We start from the raw sequence: 22718 nt of genomic DNA on the forward strand, positions 1-22718 counted from the left end.
GGCGGCCGGGTCGACGGGGATCTCGGGGCCCGTCGACCCGGCCGGGCCGACCGGAGTGCTGATCGGTGGCCGGTACGCGGTGAGCACCGCGATCCGGCAGGCCAACAAGGGTGGCGTGTACCGGGCGCGAGACCTGCGTACCGGAACCGAGGTGCTGATCAAGGAGGCGCGGCCACACGTGGGTACGGACGCCCGGGGCAGGGACGTCCGCGATCTGCTCGGGCACGAGGCACGGGTGTTGCGGCACCTGGGACCGCTCGGCGTCGCCCCTGCGCCGCTGCGCGAGTTCGTGCAGGGGGACCACCGGTTCCTGGTCGAGGAACTGCTGCCGGGACAGCCGCTGCGGCTCGGTGTGCGGGACTTCCCCGAGGCGGGGCCGGGCGGACTGGACGTCGCGGCCCTGCTCGGCGTGCTGGGCAGGCTGGCCCGGCTCGTCCGGGCGGTGCACTCCGTCGGCGTGGTGCTCCGGAAGCTCACTCCCGACAGCGTGCTGCTGCTGCCCGACGGGGAACTTCGGCTGGTCGACCTCGGGCTGGCGGCGCTGCGTACCGGGGGACCGGACGACTGGGCCTGCCTCGACCTCGACGGTGCCGACCTCCTCGGGTTCGTCGCCCCGGAGCAGTTGCGGGGGGCAGCGCCGGACGGCGCGGCGGACCGGTTCAGTCTCGGCATGCTGGCGCTGCACCTGGTCGGCCGGACCACCTCGATCCGGTCGCCGGGCCTCCCGCCGGTGCGGTCGCTGGAGGAACGGGTCAACGCGTTGGTCGAGCCGTCGCTCGGCGGACGTCCGATACCGACGGCGCTGCGCCGGGTCATCACCGGACTGCTCCGGGAGGATCCGGGCGACAGGATCGGGTTCGACGAGGTCATCGCGCTCTGCGAGGGTGCCGATCCGCGCCTCGGCGGGCATCCGACGTCGACGGATCCGGAACGGTGTCGTACCTCCGACGGTGGCGAAGCCGACGCGGAACTGCCGACCCTGCCGGAGGGGAACTGGCGGGACCTGGTCGGCGGTCTGATCGCCCGGCTCGCCACCGACAACGACCGGGACCGTGGCGCCCGGTCGACCGGGCAGCAACCGGCGAGCAGCGGTTCCGGTCGAGGTGTCGAGCCGTGCACGGTGCGGCACGGCATCGCCGGGCCGATCGCGGTGCTGACCCGGCTGATCGCCGACCGATCGTCGACCGTGCAGGCCGATCCGGCCGACCAGATTCCGAAGCCCGGCCGGATGTCCGAACCCGGAACGGTGTTGCGGGCCGGTCGGGTGCTCGACGCCCTGTTGGACCGGCTCGTGCACCACCTGGACCAGGAGCCGCACCGGCTTCCCGGGCTGTACGCCGGCTCCGCCGGAACCGCCTGGGCACTCTGCGACGCCGGCCGGCTGCTCGGCCGACCGTACCTGGTGGACCGGGCGGTCGAACTGGCGCTGCGGTTACCGGTGGTATGGCCCGATCCGGGTCTGAGCCACGGCGTCGCCGGGCTCGGCACCTGCCTGCTGCACCTGTGGCAGCACACCTACCTGCCGGCACTGCGGGACCGGATCACGGCGGCGGCCGGGCACCTGCTCGACACGGTCGACCGCGCCGGCGCGATGCTCTGGACCGTCGACCCGTCGTTCGACTCCGCGTTCGCCGGCCACCGCTCGTACGGCTTTGCGCACGGCACCGCGGGCATCGGCGCCTTCCTCCTCTCGGCGGGGAACCTGCTCGGGCGCCGGGACCTGACCGCCGCTGCCGTCCGGTGCGCCGACACGCTCCTCGACGCCGCCCGGTACGTCGACGACGCCGCGCTGTGGCCGAGTACGCCGACGGCCTCGAAGCCCCGGGCACACTGGTACGACGGTTCCGCCGGAGTCGGCACCTTCCTGTGTCGGCTGTACGTCCGGACCGGCGAGGCGCGCTACCTGAGCGCCTCGGTGGCCGCCGCCCGGGCGGTGATGCGGGCGCGGTGGGCCTCCGGTACGACGTACTGGCACGGGCTGCCGGGTGACGGAGACTTCCTGCTCGACCTCGCCCGCGCGACGGGTGACGGGCGGTACGTCCGGTGGGCCGAGGCGCTCGCGGCGCGACTCTGGGCGGTCCGGGTCTACCGGGACGGCGTCGCGCTGCTGCCCGACGAGTCGGACCGCCGGATCGACGGTGGATTCGGTACCGGCCTGGCCGGGCAGTTGGCGTTCCTGCTCCGGCTCCGGGACGGCGGGCCGCGCCTCTTCCATCCCGATCCGGATGTCACGCCACGTCGGGACCCCGACCGTGGACTGGCCCGCGGCGCCGACCTGCTGCCTCGGCCCAGGACGGCACCGGGCCCGGGGACGGGCGCCGGACTCCCGGCACCCGGGAGCGGAGTGCCGCTGGTCGCGCTGCCGGGAACCGCACTCGTCCACCGCGCCGCCGGCTGTCCCGGCGGCCCGGCCTGTCGCTGCTGACCCCGCTCCAGACGGGGGACCGTTCGGCAGCCGCTGACCCCGCTCCGGTGGGGGCCGGCCGGTCGTCGTCGTGGCGCGGGTTACCGCTCAGCGGCTCGGCTGCGGCCGGAACAGTGGCACCATGCCGTCGAGCAGGCGTTGCAGGCCGAACTCGAAGAGGCTGTCGAGGTTCAGGTCGACGTCGGGCCGGTTGGCGCTGCTGGCGAGCAGGGGAAACGCGCCGGCGTTGAACATGGCGGCGACGGCCGCACCCCGGGTACGCATCCACTCGTCGTCGGTGACGCCGGTGTCCTGTTCGGCCTCGGCCTCGCGTTCCAGGTTCACCGCCGTGCCCCGTACGTAGTTGGCGGTCGTGGCGGCGATGTGGATCACGGTGTCGAGGTCGAGACCATGGCCGCTGACGGCTCGCATCGCCCACTCGGTGTGCGCCATCGCGTTGGGGGCCAGCAGCGGGCGGGTGAGCGAGACGACCTGGGACAGCCACGGGTGCCGCCGGTAGATCGACCATTGCAGCCGGCAGACGTACTCGAGTTGGGCCCGCCAACCCGACGGAGCCGGATCGGGCAGGTCGTCCTCGCCGAACGCGGCATCGGCCATCAGCACCACCAGGTGGTCCTTGCCCCGGACGTGCCGGTACAGCGACATCGTGGCGACCCGGAGTTCCGTGGCCAGCCGCCGCATGGTCGTCGCCGGTAGTCCCTCGGCGTCGGCGACCTCGATCGCCGTCCGTACCACGTGCTGTTGGGTCAGCTCGGGCTCGGCCCCGCCCGCCGAACGGCGCCGGGTGGCACGTGGCGGCGCCGCTCCGGCCGAACCCGGGTGCGGTCGCCCCTGGTCGCCGACCACCACCGTGCCCCGGCCGGGCTCGGCCCGGACCAGGCCCTCCTGGCGCAGCACGGTCAGCACCTTGCTGGCGGTCGCCATCGCGACGCCCCACTGCCGCATGATCTGACGGGTCGACGGGATCTGGTCGCCCGCGCCGAGTTCGCCGGTGCTGATCCGTTGCCGGATCTCGGCGACGATCCGGAGGTAGGGCGGGTCGGGGCGGGTCACGGTCACCTCCGGGGTTGACGTCGCTGTCGCACTAGAGCACTGGCGCACCGAGGATAGCCGGTCGCCGAACGGCTCCCGGTGATCCCGCAGGTCGGCCGCTTGTCGCGAAAACTAGTGCACTAGTGCCACTCCACTCGTCGATTGACGAGAAAAGCGCACCACGTCGACCATGGTGCCACGTGAATCTACGACGTACGGGCACGAGCTGCGTACGGCGTACATCCGCCTGACCAGACCTTGGAGGAACCAGTGCGAAACACCATCCGGGCGATCCGTGCCCGCCGATCCGCGCCGACCGGCCGTCGAACCCGCGCGTGGCGCCGCGCCCTGGCCGGCACGGTCGCGGTGGCCGCGGCGATCGGCGCCGGGACCGTGCTGCTGACCGTCGCGGCCGCCGACCCGGTCGACGCGGGCGAGACCCGATCCGGGCCGGCGGTGGTCCGGACGGATCGCGGAACGGTCCGGGGAACCGCCTCCGGCGACCACCGGTCGTTCCAGGGCATTCCCTACGCGGCGCCGCCGGTCGGAGAGCTGCGCTGGCGGACGCCCCGGCCGGCCGCGCCGTGGACCGGCGTCCGCGACGCGAGCCGCCCGGGACCGGCCTGCGCCCAGTTGCGGGGCCTGCCGATGGATCAGCCGAGCGAGTCGGAGGACTGCCTGTACCTCAACGTGACCACTCCGGCGGCGCGACCGGGCCAGAAGCTGCCGGTGATGGTGTGGCTGCACGGTGGACACTTCCTGTTCGGCCAGGGCGACGTCTACGGTGGCCGGTCGCTGGCGACCCGGGGCGACGTCGTCGTGGTCACGGTGAACTACCGGCTCGGTCCGCTCGGGTTCCTGGCCCACCCGGCACTGGATGCCGGACCGGGCCAGCCGACGTCGGGCAACTTCGGCCTGGAGGACCAGCAGGCGGCGCTCCGCTGGGTCCGGGACAACGCGGCGGCCTTCGGGGGTGATCCCGGCAACGTCACCCTGTTCGGCCAGTCGGGTGGGGCCACCAGCGTCTGCACGCACCTGGCGGCCCCGGCGTCCGGCGGACTGTTCCACCGGGCAATCATCCAGAGCAACTCCTGCGCGACCCCCTTGCAGACCCGGCAGGCCGCCGAGGGTCAGGCCACGGCGCTGGTCACGAAACTGGAGTGCGACACGGACCCGCGCGGGACCGCCGGTTGCCTGCGGGGGAAGTCGGCCGCCGACCTGATCACGGCGGCCGGATTCCCCGGTCCCGAGCACGATCCCGGCCCGTCCGCCGGTGGGACGGTGCTGCCGGTCGACCCGGCGCGGGCGTTGGCAACCGGCCGCTTCCACAAGGTGCCGGTACTGACCGGGACCACGCACGACGAGTACCGGGGTCAGGTGTGGGGCATGGAACGTTCCGGCATGAACTGCCCCGACGGGCCGGGCACCGGCCGCTGCGAACTCACCGACGACCAGTACCCGCACCTGGTCGACGCCTTCTTCGGTGACCGGGCGGGTCGGGTGAACGCGCGCTACCCGCGCGACGACTACGACAGCGCCAGCGAGGCACTGGCTGCGATCATGACCGATCACGAGTACGTCCGCCCGGCGCTCGACGCCGACGCACAGTTCGCGCGGCACGTGCCGACCTACGCGTACGAGTTCGCCGACGTCCAGGCGCCGTGGTTCCGTACCGAACCGGTGCTGAGCTTCCCGCCCGGCGCGTACCACCTGGCCGACCTGCCCTACCTGTTCGACGTCGGGTACGTCGAGCCGCTCCGCGCCGAACAGCGGCAACTGGCCGACCAGATGATCGGGTACTGGACCCGGTTCGCTCGTACCGGGAACCCGAACGGTTCCGGCAGCCCCGACTGGGCGCGTTTCCAGGGTGACTCCCGGTATGTCCAGTCACTCGCCCCCGGCGCGGGTGGGATCCGGCGGACCGACCTTGCCCGCGACCACCGCTACGACTTCTGGCGTTCGATGGGCTGACGCCTGCGACGTGAGCTGTCCGGACTGTTCGGCCGGGCGCAGTGCCGGGGTTGCGCGACGCGCGATCCCGGCATGCCGGGCCGACCCGCGCGTGGTCGGCGCTGCCCCGACATCGTCGCCGGTACGCCGGACGGCGTTCGCGGCGCCGCCCGCCGGGTCCACCGGCGCCACCGGGTTCATCCGGCGGGCGGCCATCCACTGCACCGTCGCGCAGCTCGCGACCCGCTGCGGATCGCCCAGTTCGCGGAAGAGCCGACGCCCGGTCCGGGCCGCCGACCACGCCGCGGTGGGCTCGGCCCGGGCCAGCAGGAGCAGCGCGGAACTCAGTGCCAGTACGGCTTCGGCGCGGCTCGACGCGGACGTGCCCCGCAACGCCGTACCGGCGTGGTCGAGAGCGCGCTGCCAGTCCTTGACGTACCCGCGAAGCTGGAAGAAGTTGGTGGGCGCCACGGCGAGTCGCCAGGCCAGTTCGGTGTCGCCCAGCGTGGCCGCGTGCGTCACGGCGGCGGCCACGAGGTCCCGCTCGGCACCGAGCCATCCGACCGGATCGTCGTCGACGGCGCGGAGCAGGTCGACGGGCGGTCCGAACCCCTCCGGCGGTCCGAGGTCACCGGCGGGGAAGACCTGACAGGGCACCCGCTCGTCGGCCCGCAGCGTCAGTTCCAGCAGCCACCAGTACGCGCTGCGCAGGGCCGTGGCCCGGACCGGCGGAGGATCGTCGAAGCCGACCCGCTCCTGGGCGTACAACCGGATCAGCTCGGGCATCCGGTAGCGTGCGGTTCCGGCGGCCCCGGCTGGACCAGGGTTGACCAGCCCGGCGTCCACCAACTCGTTCAGGGCGAGTTCCGCGGTGCTCCGATCGGTGTCCAGCAGCGGAACGACGAGCCAGCCCGGGAATTCGGCCACCGGAAGCGAGCCCAGCCGGCGCAACAGGGTGGCCGCGACCGGGTCCAGCCGCTGGTAGGCGCTGGCCAGCCCACGCCGTACGTCGCGAGTGCCCTCGGTGAGCCGGTCGAGCCGGCGGGTGTCGTCGGCCAGCCGCTCGGCGGTCTGGGCCAGCGAGTGTTCCACCCGGGTCGCGAGTCGGCTTCCGGTGACCCGGATCGCCAGCGGCAGTCCGTCGCAGAGCTGGGCCACCCGCTGCGCGGCCGGTACGTCGTCGACGACCTGCTCGGGCAGCATCCCGGTGAGCAGCCGGACCGCCGAGTCGACCGGCAGTCCGTCGAGCGCGACCAGGTGGGCGCCGTCCAGCCCGGTGAGCGGACGCCGGGCGGTGACCAGCGCGGCCGAGGCCGGTCCGGTGGGCAGCAGGGACCGGACCTGTTGCTCGTCGGCGGCACCGTCGAGGACCACGAGCAGTCGGCGCTCCGCGACGACCGAGCGGTACAGGGCACACCGTTCGGTCCGGTCGGCCGGGATCGACCGGTCGGTCACCCCGAGCGCGCGCAGGAAGGCACCCAGCACCTCGTGCGGATCCACCGGCACGTCCCGGCCGTCGGTGAGTTCGGCGTACAGGCATCCGTCGGGGTGGTCGCCACCGAGCTGCCATCCGGCCCGGACGGCCAGCGCCGTCTTGCCCACCCCGGGCAGACCGGAGACGACGACCACGGCCGGACCGGGTCGCCCGGTTCGGGCGTCGACGACGCGGCGGATCCGGGCCAGCTCCGGTCCCCGTCCCACGAAGTCGGCCACCGCGGGCGGTAGCTGGCGCGGCGTCACCGGAATGTCGCGCGGCTCGGCCGGAGCCGCTGGCAGGAGTGCCGGGGCGGAGCCGGCCCCGGACGAGACCCGGGAGGTCGTTGCGGCGGCGGCGGGGATCGTGGCGGTCGGTCCGGCCCCGGGCGTGACCGTGCGAGCGGGCTCGTCGGGTAGTCCGGGGTCGGGTAGTCCGGGGTCGGGTAGCCCGACCCAGCCGGCGCATGGCAGGACGGCCGTGCCGTCCCGACCGCCGGGCCGACGGTGCGCCGGGCCACGTGGTTGCCCGCTGGGGCGTCGCCGGGGCAGTGCGTCCGGACGCCGGCCGGGCAGCCCGCCGGCCCGGCGGTGGCCCGGCGGTCCACCGGGGCGTCGGCCCGGCCGGTCCGGCTCGTTCCGGCCGGTCGGCCCCGGTGACGTGAACGAAGCCGTCCCGATCGGCGGATCGAGCACCGGATCCCGGTTGAGGATCTGACGATGCAGCACCGCGAGCTGCGGACTCGGCTCGATGCCGAACTCGTCGGCCAACCGGCGGCGGAACTCTGCGAAGGCGTCGAGAGCGTGGGTCACCCGACCGGACCGGTAGAGGGCGATGATCAGGTCCGTGTGCAGCCGCTCGTTGAACGGATCGGCGGAGGCGAGGCCGACCAGCTCGGTGACGAGGGATTCGTGCCGTCCGAGGGTGAGGTCCAGTTCGATGCGGCGGGACTGCACGGCCGCGCGCCGCTCGTTGAGCAGGGTGGCCGCGGTCTGCACCACCTGGCCGTCCATTCCGGCCAGTGCCGGCCCGCGCCAGAGGTCGAGCGCGGCCCGGAGCTTCGCGGCGGCGTCGGCGAAGGCCCCGGCCGCCGCAGCCCGCTCCGCCTCGCCGACCCACTGCTCGAACAGCAGCGAGTCGATCTCGTCGGCCGACGCGGCGAGTCGGTAGCCGGCGGTCTCGGTGACCACCGCCGTCGGCGGCGCGCCGGCCCGAGCGAGCAGCCGGCGGAGCTGGGAGACCACGATGGTCAGTTGGGAGCGGGCCGTCGGCGGGGCGTGCCAGTCCCACACCGCCTCGATCAGCCGCTCGGTCGGCACCGTACGGTTGGCTTCCAGGAGCAGAGTGGCGAGCAGGGCCGAGACCCGCCCGCTCCGGATCCGGAGTGGGACACCGGCAGCCTCGATCGCCAGAGGACCCAGGATTCTGTACCGCATACGCGTCACCGCCTCGCCGTGACAGCCGTACGGCCGCCGAGGCCGAGCCTGGTCCAACCGTCGGTGTCGAGCCAGGGACACCAGACCCGACGACCCGGGAGGATCGCCCGCGCGGCCGGGCGAGGGTCTGCGGCGCGAGGTCGGTCAGTCAAGTGCCAGGTTGACCAGGACGGTGAGCGCGATCGATCCCAGAATCGAGATCAGGATCATCAGTAGGCAGCCGAGCCCGCCGCCGAGCGGGCGGATCTCGACCCGGCCGAAGCGCATGCCGGTCAGAGCTCTCGGAGCCGGGGCAGCAGCTCGTCCTGCGCCCAGTCCAGGAACATCGGTTGGCCCTCGACGCCGACCTGGACGAACGCCACGTCGGTGAAGCCGGCGTCGACGTACTTCTGGAATGCCGAGACGTGTGCCTCCAGGTCCGGTCCGCACGGCACGAGTTGTGCGATGTCCTCGGGCCGGATGTGATCGCTGGCGCTGACGAAGGACTCGGGGCCGGGCAGTTCCGCCTTGACGGTCCAGTTCAGCGCGGCCCACCGCCACTGGTCGTGCACCGTCTTGCGGCAGGCGTCCTCGTCGGGCCCGTAGCAGATCGCCGCCTGGCCGTAACGCGGCTTGCCGGTGCCGCCGGCCTCGTCGTACATCCGGACCACCGCCGCGTCCGGGTTGTCGCAGACCAGCGCGTCCGCGTACTCGGTGACGAGGGCGACGGAGTGCGGCCCGGAGGCCGCGACGGCGATCGGGACCGGCGTCTCCGGCCGGTCCCAGAGGTACGCCTCGGGAACCTCGAAGTGGTTGCCGGAGTACGACAGGTTGTCGCCGTCGAGCAGCGGCCGGATGATCTGCAACGCCTCCTCGAGCATCTCGTGCCGCTGGTGCACGTGTGGCCACGCGCCGACGACGTGTTCGTTCAGGTTCTCCCCGGCGCCGAGCGAGAGGGTGAACCGACCGTCGGAGAGCACTCCGATCGTCGCCGCCTTCTGCGCCACCACCGCCGGGTGGTAGCGCCGGATCGGGCAGGTGATGTAGGTCATCAGCTTGATCCGGGAGGTGGCGTGGGCGACCGCGCCGAGCACGGACCAGGCGTACGGGGAGTGGCCCTGGGCGTCCAGCCAGGGGTAGTAGTGGTCGGAGATGACCAGGTAGTCGAACCCGGCCTGCTCGGCCCGGACCGCCTGTTCGACGAGTTCCTTCGGTCCGGTCTGTTCGCACATCAACGTGTAGCCCACTCCGACCATGTCGACCTCCTCCGCGATGGGCGATTTCGCTTGTCTACCCGGTTCGGTCGCGGTGAATCCTGGCCGTGTCGATTCAGTGACGTCCTTGACTATCTGTCGACGTCCGGAGTAGCTTCGTCCTTAACCGGTTAAGGATCACCGGTGCATCATCCTTGTGGTGGGGATGACGGCGCCCGGGGGGCCGGTTCCGCCGGCCGCCCGGGCGCCGCGTGCCGGTGCGTCTTCCCCCGGGATGAGCAGCCGTATTAACGTGTCCGACCATGGTGATCTCTCGACGTGTCGGTGCCGTGCTCGTGGCGGCGACGGTCACGCTCTCTCTCGGCGCCACCCCCGCCACTGCGACCGGCCGGGGGTCCGGCCACGACGGCGCCGGGGGCGGACCAGGTGCGCCCGGTGCCGGCGACAACTACTTCCCGGCGGCCGGCAACGGCGGATACGACGTGCTCCACTACGGACTCGACATCCGCTACGAGCCGTCCAGCCGGGCCTTCACCGGAGTCGCCACGATCGACGCCCGGGCCACCGACCGGCTGTCCCGGTTCAACCTCGACCTGCGTGGCTTCGAGGTACGGTCGGTGACCGTCGACGGCCGCTCGGCCCGCTACGACCGGGACGGTCAGGAACTGCGGGTGTCGCCGAAGTCGGGGCTGTCCCGGGGTGAGCGGTTCACCGTGGTGGTCCGGTACGACGGCACCACCGGACGGCCGACCGACGTCGAGGGCGCCCTCTACGGCTGGGTCTCCACCCCGGACGGCTCCTTCGTCGCGAACGAGCCGGACGGCGCCTCCACCTGGTACCCGGTCAACGACCACCCCACCGACAAGGCCAGTTACGACTTCCGGATCACGGTGCCGGCGGGCAAGACCGCCGTCGCGAACGGTGAACTCGTCGACCAGCGGACCAGCAAGGGCTGGACCACCTTCGTCTGGCGGGCCCGGGACCCGATGGCCAGCTACCTCTCCACTGCCTCGGTCGGCGACTACGACCTGCGGCGTTCGACCGGCCCGCACGGGTTGCCGATCATCGACGCCGTCGATCGGGACCTGGGGCCGGACGCCGCCGCCGGACTGGCCCGGACCAGGGAGATGATCGCCTACTTCGCCGACCTGTTCGGCCGCTACCCGTTCACCTCGTACGGCGCGATCGTCGACGACGACGAGGATGCCGGGTACGCCCTGGAGACCCAGACCCGGCCGATCTACTCCGGCCCGCCCAGCGAGGGCACGGTGGCGCACGAACTGGCCCACCAGTGGTACGGCAACAGCGTCAGCCCGGCGCGCTGGCAGGACATCTGGCTCAACGAGGGTTTCGCCAGCTACGCCGAGTGGTTGTGGGAGGAGCACACCGGCGGTCCCACCGCGCAGCAGCAGTTCGACACGGCCTACGCCCGCCCGGCGACGGCCAGCTTCTGGAGCCCGCCGCCCGGCGACCCGGGAGCCACGAACCTCTTCGCCGGCTCGGTGTACACCAAGGGCGCGATGACGCTGCACGCACTCCGTACGAAGATCGGGGACCGGGCCTTCTTCGCACTGCTCCGGACCTGGTACTCCACGAACCGGAACGACACGGCCAGCACCGCCGACCTGGTCCGGCTCGCCGAGAAGGTCTCCAAGCGCCAACTCGACGGCTTCTTCCAGACCTGGCTCTACACCCCGGGCAAGCCGACGTCCTGGTGAACCGAGCGTCCTGGTGAACCGAGTTAAGTAGCCCTCCACCGGTGTACTGGTGGAGGGCTACTTAACCGGTTGCGTTAACTTCTCCATCGGCCTACCCTGATCCGTGCCGCCGCAGGGAGTCGGGTGGTAACTGTCGGGCTGCAGTTGCCAATCCCTCACGTTCCCCCCGTCATGGGGTTCTCCCCGAGGTAGGTCATGAGAAAACGAATCTATGCCGCCGCGTCGGCCCTGATCGCGCTCGTCGTTGCCGTGGTCGTCTCCCTGGTCATCGTGGCCCAGCCGGCTCAGGCAGCGGCTGGTTTCACAGTCAGCGGCGGGCGGTTGCTCGACGCGAACGGCAACCAGTTCATCATGCGCGGCGTCAGCCACGCGCACACCTGGTACGCCAGCCAAACCGGTTCATTCGCCAACATCAAATCGCTGGGCGCGAACACCGTACGGGTGGTGCTCAGCAGCGGCGCGCGGTGGACCCAGAACAGCGCCAGCGACGTCTCCAACGTGATCTCGCTGTGCAAGGCGAACCGGCTGATCTGCGTCCTGGAGGTGCACGACACCACCGGGTACGGCGAAGAGGGCGCGGCCATCACCCTCGACCAGGCGGTCAGCTACTGGATCAGCATCCAGAGTGCCCTGGCCGGCCAGGAGAACTACGTCATCCTGAACATCGGAAACGAGCCGTTCGGCAACAACGAGGCCACCAGCGCCACCTGGCCGACCGCCACCCGTAACGCGATCACCCGGCTGCGCAACGCCGGATTCGACCACACCATCATGGTCGACGCCCCGAACTGGGGTCAGGACTGGCGCTTCATCATGCGAGACAATGCCCAGTCGGTGTTCAACGCCGACCCGGACCGGAACACCGTCTTCTCGATCCACATGTACGGCGTCTTCGACACCGCCGCCGAGATCACCGACTACCTCGGCCGGTTCCGCAGCGCCAACCTGCCGATCGTCGTGGGCGAGTTCGGCCACAACCACTCGGACGGCAACCCGGACGAGGACACCATCATGTCGTACGCCCAGGCCAACGGGATCGGTTACATCGGCTGGTCGTGGAGCGGCAACGGCGGTGGCGTCGAATACCTCGACATGGTGACCAACTTCAACGTGAGCCAGTTGACGTCGTGGGGTCAGCGGATCTTCAACGGTGCGAACGGGATCCGCCAGACGGCCCGGGAGGCGACCGTCTACGGCGGAACGAACCCGCCGACCACCGGCCCGACCACCCGGCCGCCGACGACTCCGCCCACCACCCGGCCGCCGACGACTCCGCCGACCACCCCGCCGGGTGGCAGCGGCGGCTGTACGGCCACGGTGTCGCTGAATTCCTGGAACGGGGGCTTCGTGGCCACCGTACGGGTGACGGCCGGCTCCTCGGGCACCAACGGCTGGCGGGTGAGCGTCGCTCTTCCGTCCGGCGCCGCGGTCACCAACTCCTGGAACGCCCAGGCCAGCGGCACCACCGGCACGGTCACGTTCAGCAACGTGAGCCACAACGGCCGGATCGCCGCCGGGCAGTCGGTCGAGTTCGGCTTCCAGGGCAGCGGCAGCGGCACGGGGATGTCACCGAGCTGCACCGCTAGCTGATCGAGGTAACGCCAGAGCCGGTGCGGTGGGCCAGGACGGTCCTCCGCACCGGCTCCCGCGTCACACCGTCAGGCGCGCTGCTGGAGCTTGGGCAGCACCTCGGTCGCCACCTCGGCCAGCACGGCCTCGTCACCCGCGTACCAGCTCGATTCGCGCGGCCAGTGCGTGACCACGTCGGTGAAACCGAGTTCGGCGGCCCGGCCGACTGCCTCGGTGAAGTAACCGGTGCTGGAGAGCGAGAAGACGGGTGCGGAGTCGAGCGAGAGGTAGCGGTCCAGGGTCGCGGGATCGCGACCGGTGGCGGCCAGCGTCTCGTCGAGCCGCCCCGACAGGTCCGCCACGGAACGCCACCAGGCGTCGAGGTCGTCGTCGCCGTCCCGTAGCCCGGTCGTCACCCAGCCCTGGCCGTACCGGGCGACGAGCCGCATCGAGCGCGGGCCGTTCGCGGCGACGACGAACGGTACCCGGGGCGTCTGGACGCAGCCCGGATTGCTTCGCGCGTCGACCGCCGCGTAGTAGTCGCCGCGCCAGGTGATCTTGTCCTCGCGCAGCAGCAGGTCCAGCAGCTCGGTGAACTCGGCCAGCCGGTCGACCCGATGCCGGGGGGAGAGGGTCTCGCCACCGAGCACCGCCGAGTCGAAACCGATGCCACCGGCGCCGAGCCCGAGCAGCACCCGCCCGGCGGAGACGTCGTCCAGTCCGGTGACCTGCCGGGCGAAGTGCACCGGATGCCGGAAGTTGGGGGAGGCGACCAGGGTGCCGAGACGGATCCGGGAGGTCACCATGGCCGCGGCCGTCAAGGTACCGACCGCGTCGAACCACGGACCGTCCACCAGGTCCCGCCAGCCCAGATGGTCGTACGTCCAAGCGTGGTCGAACCCCCACTCCTCGGCCCGGCGCCACCGGTGCTCGGCCACGGACCACCGTTGGTCGGGAAGGATGACGATACCAACGCGCATGATCGGGAGTTTACGCCCGACAAAAGTCACCCGATCCGGTGATGGTGTGAACGCTCTCAGCAACCTCACAGCTACGGTGAATAGGGTCACGGACGTGCCGTGATGATCCACCGTGGAGGATTGGGCCCGAAACCCGGGGCCACGTCCGTCGTAGACAGCGGCAAATCCGCCGTAAACAGGAGTAACCAAATGGTCTTCAGGAAGATGTTGAGCGCGCTCGGCGTCGGTGGTCCGAGCGTGGACACGGTGCTGACCAACCCGAACACCCGGCCCGGCCTGGTGCTCGACGGACAGGTGAACCTGCGTGGCGGCGACAGCCCGGCCGACATCGAGCAGATCACCCTGGCCCTGGTCACCCGGGTCGAGATGGAGGCCGGCGACAGCGAGTACGCCGGCACCATGGAGTTCTACCGGCTTCCGGTGAGCGGTGCCATGCGGCTTGAGGCCAAGCAGGAAGTCATGATCCCGTTCCAGCTTCCGGTGCCGTGGGAAACCCCGATCACCGACGTCTACGGCCAGCGGCTGCGCGGGATGACGATGGGGCTGCGTACCGAACTGGCGATCGCCCGTGCGGTGGACAAGGGCGACCTCGACGCGATCGCCGTGCACCCGTTGCCGGTGCACGAGAAGATCCTGGAGGCGTTCGCCCAGCTCGGTTTCCAGTTCAAGAACGCCGACCTGGAACGCGGGCACATCTACGGCGTCCAGCAGACGCTGCCGTTCTACCAGGAGATCGAGTTCTTCGCCGCACCGCAGTACGCGAACGCGATTCGCGAGGTCGAGCTGACCTTCGTCACCCACCAGCATGGCGTGGACGTCATCATCGAGTGTGACAAGCGCGGCGGGATGTTCTCCGGCGGACACGACACCGTCGGCCGGTACACCGCAACGCACGTCGAGGTCGACCAGGTCGACTGGCGGGCCCGGGTGGAGGGCTGGCTCGGGCAGACGGTCGCCAGCTACGGCCGGCACCCCGGCTTCGGTCACCCCGGCAAGCAGGGCGGCCACCACGGCCGGCACGGGGCCGGCGGCGTCGTCGCCGGTGCCGCGCTCGGCCTGGCCGGCGGCATGGTCGCCGGCGAGATGCTGGAGGACGCCTTCGAGGGCGACTTCGGCGACTTCGGCGGGGAGTAGCCGGGGGAGTAGCAGCAAAGGGTCGCGGTCCCCGCCGAATCCGGCGGGGACCGCGACCCCCGTGGCATGTCGCCACTGCTCGGGACACTCCGGCTACGCCCGGTCCTCAGGCGCCCGGAGTGTCGTTACCGCCTGCCGTGCCGCCAGGAGCTACCCAGCTTCGCCAGTCCACGGCTACCAAGGTAGGCGATGGTCAGCAGGGTGATGAAGAACCAGGCGTTGTCCGCGCGGAACACGTCCACGCCGACGGAGTTCCGGCCAACCAGTTCAGAGGCGAGCAAGGTGCCACCCACTGCGGCGAGATAGATGTAGAACTCGGTCGTCCGGTAAGCCGGCTTGGTTTCGTTCCCCGGGTTCCGCCGCGTCGGCTCGTCCATCCGGCGCTGCATCTCCGACAATGTCTGCTGTATCTGCTGGTTGGAGATGTTCTGGGCGCCCATTTCCCGGGTCGGCGCCGACTGCATGGCCTGCTGGCCCACCGGCTGCCTGGACGGGGTCTGCGTACTCATCTTTTCCTCCTCGGATTCGATGAGATCTCTTGCGACCTCCCGTGGCCGCGGCATCACCACGGCCCGGCACCCGCTGCCTACCCGACCGGGTAGGCCACAAACAGCGGGCCGCCAGCAAACGGGCTGGTCAAGCGGCGGCCAGCTCCGCCCAGCGGGGCGCCGCGCGGATCGTGGTCGACCGGGGTCCGTCGCCCGGCGTTTGGGAACCCGGGCACCGGGGACACCCCGGACAACAACGAGACGGCGAGGTGGTGGACGTGCGCGGAGACGACGAACGGCGGCAGTCGGCCCGGCGGGCCGAAGACCGGGTCAGTCGCGGGGAGTACGCGCCCGGCGCGATCGAGGAGGTCACTCTGCCGGTCGACGAGGGGCGCGAGGCGCACGAACTCGACATCGAGGATCCGGCGGACGGGGCGCGCGATCCGGATGTACTGCGCGACGGTGGGCCGACCCGGAACCGGGGCGTGATCACGACAACCGGGGGCCGGAAGGCCGGACCGGCCAGTGTTCGGCGCCGACCCCGCCCACCCGGCGGGAACGTCGCGCCGACCACCACCGGGGACGCGACCACCGGCGGCATGAACACCCCGGCATCCGGGTCGACCAGCGACGCGTCCGGCCAGGCCCGGCAGATCGGCAATTTCACGGACAAGTAGTCGACAACACGCGGTCGGGGGTCGGAGTTGTCTCCTGCCCCCGATTAAGTCCTTGCGCTTGACGTACGTGCCCTTGCCGGCCACGACGTAAGCAGATCCTTCGTCGACCAGAATCCGGATGGCCTTCAACGCCGTTCCGCGAGCGATCCCGTGCACGGGTCGGTGTCGCTCGTGGCACTGGGGGTGCGGGGGCGGCACGTCGGCCCCGGTCCGCCCGCGCGCGCCAGGCGGCTCCAGGTTCTGGAGAATCCTGGGCCGTGCCGGAAGATCATCCGCCGGAGAACGGCGAAGACGAGATTGTCGTCGAGAGCTACGTCGCCGCGTGCCCTATCGGTCCGGAACTGGCCGGTCAGATCGTCGAGTTGGCGGACCTGCCGTGGAACGATCCGGACATCACCGACAGGGCGATGCGCGGCCTCGGCTGGTCCGACGACGAGGTGCCGACCGACGAGGCGCGCTTCGTCACCGCCACCGGTCACGCCGTCTACGGCGACTCCTGCTTCTACATGCCGTTCGTCCACTCCTACTTCGTTGGCGGAGAGCTGTGGTCGGACGACTTCTGGGGCGCGCTGCCCGGCTGGTCCAGCCAGCGGGGGGCTGGACGTGAGGAATTCGGGGCGCACGTCGACGCCGCCGTCGACCGGTTCGCCGAACGGCTCGGCCCACCGGAGTGTGATGTGCGGACCGAGGGCACGCGCATAGCCATCGGCCGGTACTCGTGGCGGTACGCCGCCTGGCGACGCGGCGGCAACATCCTCGTGGTCGGCCCGGCCCTGGACGGCTTCTCCTACGGTCAGGACGAGGAGGCCGTCGTCTACGTCGGTGGGTTCACCGAGGACGCCGTGTTCCCGGACGCCGACGGCTTCCTCGACCTCATGCGCTGGTAACAAGGCCCAGCCGGCGCCCTGAAGAGCATCGACAGTGTGGTGATCGCCTGGTCCATGTCGGCGAACTGGTTCGGCCGTAAGGTCGGGCCATGATCGAATCCCAACGCGAAGCCGTGCCGCGCAACGACGGTGGCGAGTTCGACACCGCCCTCGCCTTCTTGTCCTTCGCCCGATCATGCGTGCTGAAGAAGGTCGCGGGCTTGAACGAGGAGCAGTTGCGGCGCCGCCTGGTCGTCTCCGACACCACACTGCTGGGCCTGGTCCAGCACTTGACCGACGCCGAACGGTACTGGTTCGGCTACACGTTCGCCGGCGACCCGCGCTACGCCGAGGTGGACCTCGACATGATGGTCGAGCCAGGCCGGTCCCCAGATCAGATCGTTGCCCGCTATCGGGCTGCGATCTCCGAAAGCGACGCCCACCTCAGCGCAGCCGCTGGTCCGGACGTCCTCACCGCGCAGCCGGTCGGTGACGTGCCTCGTACGCTTCGCTGGGTGCTCGCCCACATGACGAGCGAGACCATCCGGCATGCCGGTCACGCCGACATCCTGCGGGAGCTTATCGACGGCGTCACCCGTCGGTAGGAAATCGCGGTTCGGGGCCGCATCCCATCCAGCGCTACGCACCCTCGTCGACCGCTCCGACATCACCGGCCCGAAAGATCGGCCAGGTGACGGTGAGGAACGCACGGACTGATCTGACGCGCAGATGGCGTCGTGGTGCAATCGCCAACTGGTACTGCTGAGGGGCCGTCTCGTCCTGCTTTGTGGTCCGTCCGGGCACCCGAAACGTGGTCGTGCCGTCCTCCGGAGAGCGCCATGATTGGCTCCGTGACCAGCTTTCCTGCGCAGGCCTGCCGTGTCCGCGACAACACGCTCGCACCGCAGCGCAGACTCTACGCATTGCGGGAGTGCGCTCTGCACTGCGCCCCATACGGATTCCGCGCCACCTGGCACCACCTGGTCGTCGCCGCCCGTATCCCACGCAGGCTCACCGACGATCTCGACGCGCTCGTGCGCGCCGCCGACGAACTACAGCGGACACGCGAATTGGTCCTGCATCGTGCGCAGGAGTACGCCGCCTTGCGGCGTCGAGAGAAGGCGACTGGCATGCGAACCCCACGGACGTCGCCGCCCTGGAACTCGTGGGGCTGGTCCCAGATCGCCTACTGTCCCGACCCTGAGCACCACCCGACGGGACCTCTCGCCACGGTCGTCCAGGCGGTCCTCGATCGCTACGATGCCGGAGTCGACGTCGACAGGCACTGCCTGGCATGCGGCATCGAACGGCGCCGCCCGGGCCGTGCATGCTCGACCTGCGGCGTCCATCCGGACGGCCCCGCCGCACGCTGGCGTGCCTCCCAGATCGAGGAACGCTGGCAACGGGTCTGGCACCGTGAGTTCGACGACCGGCCGACGCCTCTCGTCCCATGAGTTCGAGGTGCACGGATCTGCCGCCGAGCGTGCGCGCCCCCACCAGCCCTAGCCGTCACGCTCCGTGGGCGGCCTCCAGGGCCGGCCGACGTCCGCAGCTGCCGAGAAGAGTACCTCTGATGTAACCGATGATGCGGGCCGTTCTACGGTCGTGGTGCGTACCGCACTCTTGCGAAGGGCCAGTCGGTGGAAAGCCATTTGGACACCGCCTCGTACAGCGGCTTGTCCAGTTCAGCCCGAGCGACGCGCGTCCAGGAGCGTACCTCCACAATCGTTTCATCGTCGCGTGCTGGGTAGATGTAGACGCAGCCAATCACCTCATCAGCCGGCACCTCGATCACGGAGTACGTGAAGCCGACTCTCCGGGCGAAATCTTCTGCATGTCTGCGCAGGTCAGTAAGGTTCTGCTCCAGGGACATCCCGTCTATCGGGGGCCAGCTTCCATCCTCGAAACCCGGCGTCGACCGGATGTGCTCAATGCTGCTGGTCCATGCCGCGTGATCTGGCTCATTGTGCTGGGGGCCAAGTGGCTCCAAGCGAAATCGCTTGGCTGTGAGCTCGCCGGGAACGGCGAAGTAAATAGGAACCAGCGCAGACCGGGGCACATCAGTAGCTTATCGCCGAGCCTCGAGCATCCTCAACTGCCGCCGACCGGGCGCGCCGGACACCGGCACCCCGTCACTCTCCGTGCACCATCGTTCGGCTGCCGAACGCACGCTCGTGCCGATGAGCGAATGGTCCCATCACCGGCTCCGACCGATCACATGAAGGAGATGGTGGAGGCCACGGCGTCGTCCGACGCTCCTGGTCGGCCGCGACAGCTGCGCTATCGAGCCCGGCTTCAACACGAGTTATAGCCTGGGTCTCGTGGCGGTGATGCGCGCGTTCGAAGCTGACGACTACCATCCGGACTACGGGATTATGATTCTCGCCGACACGAACCAGGCGTGGAAGCCGGACGAGGACCCACAGATCCCGCATCACCGCGATCGCGGAGACATGCCGACCGGGGCATTCGCCGGATCGGGCGCGGGCTGGATCGCCGCTCAGGCCCCTGGCCTGTCCGGCCATACAGTGCGTGTTGAGCTGCACGACGCACCGCCTCCGGCCGAGCACGCCGACTTCGATGACGTCCTGGAAACACCGTTCCGATCAAGCTCGGGCGAATTGACCCTGACCGACCTGACCGGCGGCTACGGTGAGACCGACCTCCACCTCGGCGACACGGAGTGGTTCCGGGTACGAGTCGCACGCCGGCCGACTGACGGCGACGGGTACTACTGGCTAATCCGATTCTGGCCGAACCCAGTCAGAGAACTGCCCGCCTGGTTCACCCGTAGCTCCGAGACGGGAGACCAGCCCTCGGGCGTGGCCGGGGACATCGAAGCGCTACTGAGATGGACTCCTCGGCTGCCGCTGGAGACCAGCATCGGCGATCTGGCCAAGCGGCTTCTCGTCAGCAACACAGCCGTACGCAAAGCGCTGGCAGTCGCTGAGGCGAAGGGCTTACTGCATATCGACGGTGACGACCCAGTGCGGCTATCGCTGGATCATCGAACCGACTCTTGAACAGGGCGAACGAACGAGAACAGGCTCAACGCATCCATGATGCGTGCACTCAATTGCCGCGGACCGTGCGCGGCGCCACCAACCAGCACCGTCACGTTCCGTGGCCGAGCCTCCCGCGTCGCATGACGTCCGGTCGTGCCGATGAGCGTGCACCTGATCATGACGCCGAGGTGCGATCGGCGAAGCGTCAGTTGACCTCATCCATCCAGCTTGCGCGGACAAGAATCTCAGTGGCGACCTCGGCGGGAGTACGGTCATTCGTGACTGTGAAGTCCTCAACGAGGGCTTCGGTAGGTATGGGCCGGTGCTCGTCCAACGCCCTCAGGTGCTGCTCAAGCTTTGATCCCGTGTCTCGTTGGCGCAGGCGGTTGCGGACGGTGTCGACGTCCGCGATCAGCCTGACCAGACAGACGTCACAGCCCGCGAGACTCTCCGCGTACTGTTCCCGCTGGGCCTGGCTGTCGATGACGGTAGCGGCAATGAGAAACCGTGCGCCGGCGGCCCTGAAGTTCGCCCATACCGACGCCAGGTTGAGGCACTTGAGTTCGTCATAGAATCGACCGCCCGGGGGGCTCACGCTTGGAGACGGCCCGAACTGGGCCAGCATGTCTGTGTCAACGACGGCCGTGGCGTGGCCCGCTTCGGTGAGAACACCTCCGATCGCGTCTGCCACGGTTGACTTTCCAACCCCGGCGACGCCGGTGAGGAGCAAGGCTTGACACACAGAGGTCTGCACGGCTTTCGGCCCCGAGGCGGGGCGGGCCGACGCCGTTGCGTCTGGATTCAACAGGAACCAGTAGTTGACCGTGGGGCCTTGTGCGGCCAGACCGCCGCCCAGTGACTCGTACAGTGTCCGGGCAGGGGCATTTGTCTCGCCCGTAGTCAGGAACATCCGGGTAGCACCGGCCTGTGCACCGGCTGACATGAACGCGTGTAACAGTGCCCGACCGATTCCCAGCCGGCGGTGCTCCGGCGCTACCTCCAGTCGGTGGAGGTAGAGCATCGAGGAGGTGTCGGGCCGGATCAGGTGATAGCCCCAGCACCACCCGACGATCTCCGCACCGTGGGAGGCCACGAAGGCCAGAGCACCTGGACTCCCTAGGAACGCCTGGCCGCCGCCGCCAGCCGCTGCTCCGAACCTACGCGACGCGCGATCGAAGAGTTGAACGTCGGCTGCCGGTACTCGACGGATCACACGTCATTCTCACCCTTCACCCGTCAGGACGCGGGACAGGAACGCACGGATCTGCCGCAGAGCACGCGCGGCGACAGGTCGTCTACGAGCTACGCAGGGTGACGGCCCGCTGGCGTGTGGCGCACGATCATGGCACCCCTCTCTGTCAAGCGCTGGTCGGGAGCAGTGTTCTAGGCTGACTGGCGGCGGGTCCGGGAAGTGACTTCTCCGAAGAGCCGGCATGGGGATGTGAGCTGGTCACGCTGGAGTCAGTAGTCGTCTCCCGTTGTCCTCCCGGGCCCGTCACCGTGGTAGCCGTTGCATCGTCGATCATGCATCGGTAGACGATGTCGGACAGGCGTCGTTTCAACGCTCGCATCGCTTCCATCGACGTCTTCCCGGCGGCTTTCTTCCGATCAAAGTACGCACGCCCTTCGGTGGGGTTGCGTAGCTGGACGGTGGCCATGATGTGCAGGACTCGGTTGATCTGCCGGTTCCCGGCACGGGAGAGCCGGTGGCGTACCTGCTCGCCGGAGGACGCGTCGATGGGAGCGGTGCCGTTCCAGGAGCCGAAGTGAGCCCGGTTCGGGAACCGGGTGATGTCGCCGGCCTCGACCAGCAGCCGGGCGGCGCCGGATGGCCCGATGCCGTGCAGGTCCATCAACGTGGTCCCGGTGGAGGCCACCAGGTCCCGCAGTTCCTTGTCAGCATCCTTGGAGCGCCGGTAGATGCGTTCGAGGTCACCGATCAGCTCTGCGGCGACCCGGCGCCGGGCCTTGCCGACCACGTCACGGGGCCGGACTGTGGCCAGCAGTGCTTTGGCCTGGGCGGCGGACAGGTTCTTCTTCGCCCCGCCCGGAATGAGCTCCAGCAACAGTTGGTGTAGCTGGGAGACCATCCGGGTGTGGTCCTCACCAAGCGATCGCCGGCGGTCGACGAGGATTCGCAGCAAGGCGAGCTGCTCATCGTTGACGACCGGACGCAGCCCGGCCATCCGGGTGCCGACCAGCGCGATGGAATGGGCGTCGGTGGCGTCGGTCTTGCGACCCTGGCCGGTGGCGAACACCCGCGCCCTGGCGGATAGCTTCGGCGGGACGTCGACGACCTGCTCCCCATCGGCGAGTAGCCGGTTGGCGATGTGCCGGCCGATGCCCTGGCAGCCTTCGATCGCCCACACCCGGTTCGGCCATCGGTTGGCGTACTTCCTCATCGCCGTGTAGCCAGCGTAGTTGGTGTCGTAGCGACCCCCGCCGACAACGGTCTCGTCGCCGGCCATGACCTCGATCGTGGCAGAGCGCTTGTGCGGGTCCATCCCGATGACCACACGATCCGACGTGACCTTCAACGTGTCCTCCGATGCTCGATTCACCTGGTTGTCGAGCCGGGAGGGCAACGCTGCTTCGAGCAGTGCAAACCCCTCTCGAGCCTCTCCCCGCCCTGGCGGCGCCCGGGACTGCGCAGGCCAAATGAGAGCCACACGACCAGCGTGGGCAGCCGAAAAGAGAGCGACAGCCCGGGCGCCTGGACCAAAGCCTGGCCGGGCCACGGTCCTACCGCAATGAAACAAGCAGCCGATGAC

The 22718-nt window shown here is 70.0% G+C and carries 19 protein-coding genes; 10 read left to right on the forward strand and 9 right to left on the reverse strand.

All coding sequences use genetic code 11. From position 1 onward, the window contains the following. Positions 1-2425, forward strand: a 2425-nt coding sequence (locus ACFP2T_RS28250; RefSeq protein WP_377426793.1) for a lanthionine synthetase LanC family protein, incomplete at its 5' end; no start/stop codon positions are given. Between the two features lie 87 nt (positions 2426-2512). Here the strand turns inward: ACFP2T_RS28250 and ACFP2T_RS28255 are convergent. Further along, positions 2513-3478, reverse strand: a complete 966-nt coding sequence (locus tag ACFP2T_RS28255; protein ID WP_377426796.1) for a TetR/AcrR family transcriptional regulator C-terminal domain-containing protein — start codon at positions 3476-3478, stop codon at positions 2513-2515. 249 nt (positions 3479-3727) lie between these two features. Here ACFP2T_RS28255 and ACFP2T_RS28260 point away from each other — a divergent pair, with 249 nt between their 5' ends. After that, entirely contained in the window at positions 3728-5428 is a 1701-nt protein-coding gene (locus ACFP2T_RS28260) for a carboxylesterase/lipase family protein (protein ID WP_377426798.1), read from the forward strand. Here the strand turns inward: ACFP2T_RS28260 and ACFP2T_RS28265 are convergent. The 3 genes from ACFP2T_RS28265 to ACFP2T_RS28275 all read right to left on the reverse strand — a co-directional run bounded on the left by ACFP2T_RS28265 (position 5345) and on the right by ACFP2T_RS28275 (position 9552). Then, positions 5345-8317, reverse strand: coding sequence for an AfsR/SARP family transcriptional regulator (locus ACFP2T_RS28265; protein WP_377426801.1), 2973 nt, complete (start codon positions 8315-8317; stop codon positions 5345-5347). The two genes, ACFP2T_RS28260 and ACFP2T_RS28265, sit on opposite strands and share 84 nt — an antisense overlap. A 144-nt stretch (positions 8318-8461) precedes the next feature. Next, a complete protein-coding gene (locus tag ACFP2T_RS28270; protein ID WP_377426804.1) occupies positions 8462-8584 on the reverse strand; it encodes a hypothetical protein in 123 nt (40 codons plus the stop codon). A gap of 5 nt (positions 8585-8589) precedes the next feature. Continuing rightward, positions 8590-9552 (reverse strand): TIGR03557 family F420-dependent LLM class oxidoreductase, encoded by a 963-nt coding sequence (locus tag ACFP2T_RS28275; protein WP_377426807.1) that lies wholly within the window; start codon positions 9550-9552, stop codon positions 8590-8592. Between the two features lie 260 nt (positions 9553-9812). Here ACFP2T_RS28275 and ACFP2T_RS28280 point away from each other — a divergent pair, with 260 nt between their 5' ends. Both ACFP2T_RS28280 and ACFP2T_RS28285 read left to right on the forward strand, forming a co-directional pair. Further along, entirely contained in the window at positions 9813-11228 is a 1416-nt protein-coding gene (locus ACFP2T_RS28280; protein WP_377426810.1) for a M1 family metallopeptidase, read from the forward strand. 195 nt (positions 11229-11423) lie between these two features. Further along, positions 11424-12818: a cellulase family glycosylhydrolase gene (locus tag ACFP2T_RS28285; protein ID WP_377426813.1), complete on the forward strand. Its 1395-nt coding sequence runs from the start codon at positions 11424-11426 to the stop codon at positions 12816-12818. A gap of 68 nt (positions 12819-12886) precedes the next feature. Here the strand turns inward: ACFP2T_RS28285 and ACFP2T_RS28290 are convergent, their stop codons facing one another. Next, the gene (locus tag ACFP2T_RS28290) at positions 12887-13777 is read right to left on the reverse strand and encodes an LLM class flavin-dependent oxidoreductase (protein ID WP_377426816.1); all 891 of its coding nucleotides are present in this window, start codon (positions 13775-13777) and stop codon (positions 12887-12889) included. 189 nt (positions 13778-13966) lie between these two features. Between ACFP2T_RS28290 and ACFP2T_RS28295 the strand changes: the two genes are divergently transcribed. Then, positions 13967-14911 (forward strand): sporulation protein, encoded by a 945-nt coding sequence (locus ACFP2T_RS28295; protein ID WP_377426819.1) that lies wholly within the window; start codon positions 13967-13969, stop codon positions 14909-14911. Between the two features lie 125 nt (positions 14912-15036). Here ACFP2T_RS28295 and ACFP2T_RS28300 read toward each other — a convergent pair whose 3' ends face one another. Further along, on the reverse strand, positions 15037-15420 hold the full coding sequence (locus tag ACFP2T_RS28300; protein WP_377426821.1) for a hypothetical protein: 384 nt from the start codon (positions 15418-15420) through the stop codon (positions 15037-15039). 257 nt (positions 15421-15677) lie between these two features. Between ACFP2T_RS28300 and ACFP2T_RS28305 the strand changes: the two genes are divergently transcribed. The 4 genes from ACFP2T_RS28305 (at position 15678) to ACFP2T_RS28320 (ending at position 18396) form a co-directional block, all read left to right on the forward strand. Beyond that, complete coding sequence (locus ACFP2T_RS28305) at positions 15678-16076, forward strand: hypothetical protein (RefSeq protein WP_377426824.1); 399 nt, start codon at positions 15678-15680, stop codon at positions 16074-16076. Between the two features lie 257 nt (positions 16077-16333). Continuing rightward, a complete protein-coding gene (locus ACFP2T_RS28310) occupies positions 16334-16963 on the forward strand; it encodes a hypothetical protein (RefSeq protein ID WP_377426827.1) in 630 nt (209 codons plus the stop codon). A gap of 89 nt (positions 16964-17052) precedes the next feature. After that, the gene (locus tag ACFP2T_RS28315; protein WP_377426830.1) at positions 17053-17547 is read left to right on the forward strand and encodes a DinB family protein; all 495 of its coding nucleotides are present in this window, start codon (positions 17053-17055) and stop codon (positions 17545-17547) included. A 234-nt stretch (positions 17548-17781) separates the two neighbouring features. Then, positions 17782-18396, forward strand: a complete 615-nt coding sequence (locus tag ACFP2T_RS28320) for a hypothetical protein (RefSeq protein ID WP_377426832.1) — start codon at positions 17782-17784, stop codon at positions 18394-18396. 143 nt (positions 18397-18539) lie between these two features. Here ACFP2T_RS28320 and ACFP2T_RS28325 read toward each other — a convergent pair whose 3' ends face one another. Then, positions 18540-19001: a GNAT family N-acetyltransferase gene (locus ACFP2T_RS28325; RefSeq protein WP_377426835.1), complete on the reverse strand. Its 462-nt coding sequence runs from the start codon at positions 18999-19001 to the stop codon at positions 18540-18542. A 262-nt stretch (positions 19002-19263) separates the two neighbouring features. Between ACFP2T_RS28325 and ACFP2T_RS28330 the strand changes: the two genes are divergently transcribed. Further along, positions 19264-19965 (forward strand): hypothetical protein, encoded by a 702-nt coding sequence (locus tag ACFP2T_RS28330; RefSeq protein ID WP_377426837.1) that lies wholly within the window; start codon positions 19264-19266, stop codon positions 19963-19965. Positions 19966-20152: 187 nt separating this feature from the next. Here ACFP2T_RS28330 and ACFP2T_RS28335 read toward each other — a convergent pair whose 3' ends face one another. Beyond that, a complete protein-coding gene (locus tag ACFP2T_RS28335; protein WP_377426840.1) occupies positions 20153-21160 on the reverse strand; it encodes a GNAT family N-acetyltransferase in 1008 nt (335 codons plus the stop codon). Positions 21161-21305: 145 nt separating this feature from the next. After that, on the reverse strand, positions 21306-22685 hold the full coding sequence (locus tag ACFP2T_RS28340) for an IS110 family RNA-guided transposase (protein ID WP_377426842.1): 1380 nt from the start codon (positions 22683-22685) through the stop codon (positions 21306-21308). Between the last annotated feature and the right edge of the window lie 33 nt (positions 22686-22718).

Origin of the sequence: Plantactinospora solaniradicis (assembly GCF_042658085.1) — a bacterium.
Classification (GTDB): domain Bacteria; phylum Actinomycetota; class Actinomycetes; order Mycobacteriales; family Micromonosporaceae; genus Plantactinospora; species Plantactinospora solaniradicis.